The organism is Stenotrophomonas sp. TWI809 (genome assembly GCF_039673205.1).
Lineage (GTDB): Bacteria > Pseudomonadota > Gammaproteobacteria > Xanthomonadales > Xanthomonadaceae > Stenotrophomonas.
Genome location: NZ_JBDJLE010000047.1, coordinates 1 through 6,209 on the forward strand (window position 1 = coordinate 1; position 6,209 = coordinate 6,209).

Consider the following 6,209-nt stretch of genomic DNA (forward strand, 5'->3'; position numbering starts at 1 on the left):
GGCCGGCTCCCCGTACTGCCTGCGATGCCGGCCAGCGGCCGGCACTACCGCGATGCCGGCCAGCGGCCGGCACTACTGCGATGCCGGCCAGCGGCCGGCACTACCGCAATGCCGGCCAGCGGCCGATACCACCGTTACTTCAGGGTGGCCAGTGCCTGCCCCAACTGAACCGCATGCTCGGCATCCAGGTGTGGCGCGAACTCGGCCACCCCCGGCGGCAGCAGCACGATCACGGTGGAGCCGTAGTTGAAGCGCGCCATCTCCGCGAAGCGCTCCAGGGTGATGCCCTTGCCGCGGTAATCCTTGCGCGTGATCGTATCGCCGTAGGCCGGAATCTCCTCGCCGCCCCACACCGTCTCCACGCCGGAGACCAGCAGCGCGCCGACCATCACCGAGACCATCGGGCCGAAGTCCGTATCGAAGTGACAGACCAGGCGTTCGTTGCGGGCGAACAGCCCCGGCACCCTGTTCACCGCGGCCGGGCCGACGCTGAACAACCGCCCCGGCACGTGCACGGTCTCGCGCAGCGTGCCGGTCCACGGCATGTGCACGCGGTGGTAATCCTTCGGCGACAGATACACCGTGGCGAACAGGCCGTGGTGGAAGGCCTCGGCATCCTTGGCATCGCCCAGCAGCTCGGCGGCGGTGAAGGACTGGCCCTTGGCCTGGAAGATGCGGCCGTCCTCGATCTTGCCCAGCTGGCTGATCCGGCCATCGGCCGGCATCACCAGCGTGCGCGGATCGGCGTCGGCCACGCGCGCGCCCGGCTTCAGCGCCCGGGTGAAGAACTGGTTGAAGGTCGGGTAGCTGCGCGGGTCCGGGTTGGCGGCTTCGGCCAGATTCACGCCGAACTTGGCGGTGACCGTATCGATCAGCCAGCGCGAGACCCGCGGGTTGCTGGAGTACGCCAGTCTGCGCGCCATGGACGACAGCAGGCGATGGGGCAGGGCGTAGCTCAGCGTGGTCATCAAACTCATGGGGCGGATTTCTCGGTCAGCAGTTGCAGGTCGCGGGCAATGGCCTGCGCTTGGAAAGGAGGGCGGATCAGACCGGCCAGGCGGCCTTCCGGGTCCAGCACGGCCAGGCTGGCCGAGTGTTCGAGGGTGTAATCCTCGGGGTTCTCGTCGAAGTGCTTGCCCGGCACCTTCTGGAACACAAAGCCCAGCGAGGTGGCGAAACGCTCCAGCGAGGGCACATCGGCCGTCGCGGCCAGGGTGTCCTTATGGAACGCATGCACGTACTCGCCCAGCCGTGCCGGCGTATCGCGCTCGGGATCGACCGAAATGAAGACCAGCCGCGGGCGCAGCGTCTCGGGCAGGGCTTCCCACTGTTTCTGGGCCTGGGCCAGATCGGCCAACGTGGTCGGGCACACATCCGGGCAGAAGGTGAAGCCCAGGAACACCAGGGTCCAGTGGCCCTTCAGCTCACCCGGAATCAGGCGGGTGCCATCGGACTGGCCGAGGTTGAAATCGGGCAGCGGACGCGGCTGCGGATAGAACGTGATCGATTCGGTGGCAGGGCGGTCACCGCTTGGCTTGGGCGCGAAGACCTTCTGTGCCACGACCAGGCCCAGCCCGGCGGCCAGGGCGATCAGCAGGATGATGCCGACATTGCGATTGAACATAAGGGCCCCGTCCCGGAAGTGGCCACCATGATAGAGGGAGCCACGCCGGATTGTCGGGAGGGGCGTCGGCACGCCAGCCCACGGACTGGCAACCGCCGCATTGGCTTCTGTCTTGATCCTCGCCGTGGCCCGGGCTCCGGCTCGTTTCGACTGCAACGGATGCCCCGGCCCGCCCCAGCGCCTATAATCGGGGGCCACATTGCCTGTTGCCCCGCCATGACCGCCGAAACGGCCGCCGAACTCCACACGATCATCGACCTGATCCGCTACGGCACCAGCCGTTTCAACGCCGCCGGGCTGACCTTCGGGCACAGCTACGACAACGCCCTGGACGAAGCCACCCAGCTCGTCCTGCACAGCCTGCACCTCCCGCATGACCTCGGCCCGGCCTACGGCCAGGCCCGCCTGCTGCAGGACGAAAAGGTCCGCGTGCTGGAGCTGTTCCAGCGCCGCATCGACGAGCGCATCCCGGCAGCCTACCTCACCGGTGAGGCCTGGTTCGCCGGCCTGAGCTTCAAGAGCGACAGGCGTGCCCTGGTGCCGCGCTCCCCGATCGCCGAACTGATCGAGTGCGGCTTCGAGCCGTGGCTGGCCGGCCGCGATGTCCATCGCGCCCTCGACCTGTGCACCGGCTCGGGCTGCATCGCCATCGCCATGGGCCACTACTACCCCAACTGGGAAGTGGACGGCGTCGACCTCAGCGACGAAGCACTCTCGCTGGCCGAAGAGAACAAGGAACGTCTGCAGACGTCCAACGTCACCCTGCTCAAGTCCGACCTGTTCAACGGCCTGACCGGCCGTCACTACGACCTGATCGTCACCAATCCCCCGTACGTCACCAACGACGAGACCGATGCCCTGCCGCGGGAATATGCCTACGAGCCGGAGATGGGCCTGCGTGCCGGCGACGACGGCCTGGACCTGGTGCTGAAGATCCTGCGTGATGCCCCGCTGCACCTGAGCGAGGATGGCCTGCTGATCTGTGAAGTGGGTGAGTCCGAGCAGCACCTGTACAAGCTGCTGCCGGAAGTGGATTTCCGCTGGGTCGAGTTCAAGGTCGGCCAGATGGGCATCTTCGCCGTGGAGTGCCGCGAACTGATCGCGCACAGCGCCCGCATCACCGAACTGGCAGCGCAGCGGCCGTGAGTTCCAACAGCTTCGGCAAACTGCTGACCGTCACCACCTTCGGCGAATCGCACGGTCCGGCGATCGGCTGCGTGGTGGACGGCTGTCCGCCGGGGCTGGAGATCAGCGCCGACGAATTCGCCCATGATCTGCAGCGGCGGGCGACCGGCAAGAGCCGGCACACCTCCGCGCGGCGTGAAGCCGATGAGATCGAGATCCTGTCCGGGGTGTACGAAGGCCGTACCACCGGCACCCCGATCGGGCTGCTGATCCGCAATACGGACCAGCGCAGCAAGGATTACACCAACATCGCCCAGCAGTTCCGTCCCGGCCATGCCGACTACAGCTACTGGCAGAAGTACGGCATCCGCGATCCGCGCGGTGGCGGTCGTTCCTCCGCGCGCGAAACCACCATGCGCGTCGCTGCCGGCGTGATCGCCAAGAAGTGGCTGCTGCAGCGGCATGGCGTCACCGTGCGTGGCTATCTCTCGCAGTTGGGCGAGATCACCCCGACCGGGTTCGACTGGTCGGCGGTGGAAGACAACCCGTTCTTCTGGCCGGTCGCCGATCAGGTGCCCGCGCTGGAGAGCTACATGGATGCGCTGCGCAAGTCCGGCGATTCGGTCGGTGCGCGGGTCAACGTGGTGGCTGACGGCGTACCGCCGGGCTGGGGCGAGCCGATCTACGGCAAGCTCGATGGCGATCTGGCGGCCGCGCTGATGAGCATCAATGCAGTCAAGGGCGTGGAGATCGGCGACGGCTTTGCCAGCGCCGCGCAGAAGGGCACCGAACACCGTGACCTGCTCACCCCGCAGGGGTTTGCCAGCAACCATGCCGGCGGCATCCTCGGTGGCATCTCCACCGGCCAGCAGGTCACCGCCTCGATCGTGCTCAAGCCGACCTCCAGCCTGCGCCTGCCCGGTGCCACGGTGGACGCCAGCGGTGCCTCGGTCGAGGTGATCACCACTGGCCGTCACGATCCGTGCGTGGGCATCCGCGCCACTCCGATCGCCGAGGCGATGATGGCGCTGGTGCTGATGGACCAGGCGCTGCGCCACCGCGCCCAGTGCGGCGATGTCGGCGAGATCACGCCGCGTATTCCGGCCACGATCGATGGCTGATCGGCGCCCCAAGGTCTGGGTCAGCCAGCCCCTGTTCGACGATGTCGTCGAACAGCTCGGGCAGCATTTCGACCTGACCATGACCGGCGACGTCACCCGCTATACGCCGCAGAAACTGGCCGAACAGCTGGCCCACGTCGACGGCGCGCTGATCACCCTCAACGAACGGATCGGCGCGGCCGAGATCGCCAACGCGCCCCAGCTGCGCGCGATCGCCAACGTCGGTGTGGGCTACAACAACCTGGATATCGACGCGCTCAGCGCCGCCGGCATCCTGGCCAGCAATACCCCGGATGTGTTGACCGAAACCACGGCCGACCTCGGCTTCGCCCTGCTGATGGCTACCGCGCGCCGCATCACCGAATCCGAGCGCTGGCTGCGTGACGGGCAGTGGGGGCAATGGTCGTTCCAGACCATGCTCGGTGCGGACATCCACGGCAGCACGCTGGGCATCCTCGGCATGGGCCGCATCGGCCAGGGCATCGCCCGCCGCGGCGCACACGGCTTCGGCATGCGCGTGCTGTACCACAACCGTTCGCAGCTGCCCGAGGCCACCGAGGCCGAGGTTGGCGCGCAGTATGTGGATCTGGATACGCTGCTGGCGCAGGCCGATCACCTCGTGCTCGTGCTGCCTTACAACGCCGCCTCGCACCACATCATCGATGCCGATGCACTGGCGAAGATGAAGCCGACCGCCACGCTGATCAACATCGCCCGCGGCGGTATCGTGGATGAGCTGGCGCTCGCCGATGCCCTGGCCAACGGGCGCCTGGCCGCGGCCGGGCTGGATGTGTTCGAAGGTGAGCCGACGGTGCGCCCGGAACTGCTCGCCCTGCACAACATCGTGCTGACCCCGCATATCGGCAGCGCCAGCCAGGCCACCCGCCGGGCGATGGTGCAGCTGGCCGTGGACAACCTGACCGCCGCACTGGGGCAGGGCCCGGATGCCGGCCACCCGCCGAGCGCGATCAACGCCGACGCTGTCGCTGCCGTGAAAACCGGCGGCGCGACCGTGGGCGGCAAAAAAATCGACGACGCAAAACGATAGGGAACCGCGCTGGCCAACAGGCGAGGTTCCCGAACCGGTAGGTACCGACCGATGGTCGGCACATATCTCCAAGGCACGGCAGGTACCGATCGTTGGTCGGTACACATCCCCAACGCACGTTACGTATCGGCCACGGGTCGGTACACCCAACAGAGGTTCTCATGAGCAATCCAGATCGTCGTTTCCACGTCGCCGTCGTCGGTGCCACCGGTGCTGTCGGCGAAACCATGCTGGCCATCCTGGCCGAGCGCAACTTCCCGATCGCCACGCTGAGCCTGCTCGCGTCCTCGCGTTCGGCCGGCGGCGAGATCGAGTACCAGGGCGAGAAGATCAAGGTCCAGGACCTGAGCACCTTCGATCCGAACGGCGTGGACATCGCGCTGTTCTCCGCCGGTGGCAGTGTCTCCAAGGAGTTCGGCCCCAAGTTCGCGGCCGCAGGCGCGGTGGTGATCGACAACTCCTCGGCCTTCCGTTACGACGATGACGTGCCCCTGGTCGTCTCCGAAGTGAACCCGGAAGCGCTGAAGAACCGCCCGCGCGGCATCATCGCCAACCCGAACTGCTCGACCATGCAGATGCTGGTCGCACTCGCGCCGCTGCACCGCCAGTACGGCATCGAGCGCATCAACGTGGCCACCTACCAGTCGGTGTCCGGCGGCGGTCGCTCGGCGCTGGAAGAACTCGGCAAGCAGACCGGCCAGCTGCTCAGCTTCCAGGAAATCGATCCGCAGCGCTTCCCGGTGCAGATCGCGTTCAACCTGATCCCGCACATCGATGATTTCCAGGACAACGGCTTCACCAAGGAAGAAATGAAGCTGGTCTGGGAAACCCGCAAGATCCTCGGCGATGACAGCATCCTGGTGAACCCGACCGCCGTGCGCGTGCCCGTGTTCTATGGCCACTCCGAAGCGGTCACCATCGAAACCCGCGACAAGGTCACCCCGGATGCCGCGCGTGAGCTGTTGTCACGTTCGCCGGGCGTGGAAGTGGTCGACAAGCATGAAGCGGGTGGCTATCCGACGCCGGTCACCCATGCCTCAGGTACCGATGCGGTGTACGTCGGCCGCATCCGCGAGGATCTGTCCCACCCGCGCGGCCTGAACCTGTGGATCGTCTCGGACAACATCCGCAAGGGCGCTGCCCTCAATGCCGTGCAGCTGGCCGAACTGGTCGCCGCCGAAGGCTGATCGCGTGGTGGGGGGGGGGGGGGGGGTGGGGCGCGCCCCCCCCCCAAAAAAAAAAACCCCCAACCCGGGGGGCGGGGATATTTGGGGCCGAGAACAAACCCGGG

6 protein-coding genes are annotated in these 6,209 nt (G+C 67.0%); 4 read left to right on the forward strand and 2 right to left on the reverse strand.

The annotated features are described in order from the left end of the window. Positions 1-134: 134 nt before the first annotated feature. Both asd and ABE472_RS18720 read right to left on the reverse strand, forming a co-directional pair. Complete coding sequence (gene asd / locus ABE472_RS18715; protein ID WP_346464655.1) at positions 135-977, reverse strand: archaetidylserine decarboxylase; 843 nt, start codon at positions 975-977, stop codon at positions 135-137. Beyond that, positions 974-1,624, reverse strand: a complete 651-nt coding sequence (locus tag ABE472_RS18720) for an SCO family protein (RefSeq protein ID WP_265308475.1) — start codon at positions 1,622-1,624, stop codon at positions 974-976. Before ABE472_RS18720 ends, asd begins: the two co-directional genes overlap by 4 nt. A 216-nt stretch (positions 1,625-1,840) precedes the next feature. Between ABE472_RS18720 and prmB the strand changes: the two genes are divergently transcribed. The 4 genes from prmB (at position 1,841) to ABE472_RS18740 (ending at position 6,105) form a co-directional block, all read left to right on the forward strand. Continuing rightward, complete coding sequence (prmB, locus tag ABE472_RS18725) at positions 1,841-2,770, forward strand: 50S ribosomal protein L3 N(5)-glutamine methyltransferase (RefSeq protein WP_313208948.1); 930 nt, start codon at positions 1,841-1,843, stop codon at positions 2,768-2,770. After that, a complete protein-coding gene (gene aroC, locus ABE472_RS18730; RefSeq protein ID WP_346464654.1) occupies positions 2,767-3,870 on the forward strand; it encodes a chorismate synthase in 1,104 nt (367 codons plus the stop codon). The genes prmB and aroC overlap by 4 nt, the downstream gene beginning before the upstream one ends. Further along, positions 3,863-4,918, forward strand: coding sequence for a D-glycerate dehydrogenase (locus tag ABE472_RS18735; protein WP_346464653.1), 1,056 nt, complete (start codon positions 3,863-3,865; stop codon positions 4,916-4,918). The genes aroC and ABE472_RS18735 overlap by 8 nt, the downstream gene beginning before the upstream one ends. A 161-nt stretch (positions 4,919-5,079) precedes the next feature. Further along, positions 5,080-6,105, forward strand: coding sequence for an aspartate-semialdehyde dehydrogenase (locus tag ABE472_RS18740; RefSeq protein WP_102788063.1), 1,026 nt, complete (start codon positions 5,080-5,082; stop codon positions 6,103-6,105). Positions 6,106-6,209 lie beyond the last annotated feature (104 nt).

Bases quoted from the DNA above. Each gene is read 5' to 3' on its own strand.
- asd (WP_346464655.1), bottom strand. From the start codon at position 977: ATGAGTTTGATGACCACGCTGAGCTACGCCCTGCCCCATCGCCTGCTG.
- ABE472_RS18720 (WP_265308475.1), bottom strand. From the start codon at position 1,624: ATGTTCAATCGCAATGTCGGCATCATCCTGCTGATCGCCCTGGCCGCC.
- prmB (WP_313208948.1), top strand. From the start codon at position 1,841: ATGACCGCCGAAACGGCCGCCGAACTCCACACGATCATCGACCTGATC.
- ABE472_RS18735 (WP_346464653.1), top strand. From the start codon at position 3,863: ATGGCTGATCGGCGCCCCAAGGTCTGGGTCAGCCAGCCCCTGTTCGAC.
- ABE472_RS18740 (WP_102788063.1), top strand. From the start codon at position 5,080: ATGAGCAATCCAGATCGTCGTTTCCACGTCGCCGTCGTCGGTGCCACC.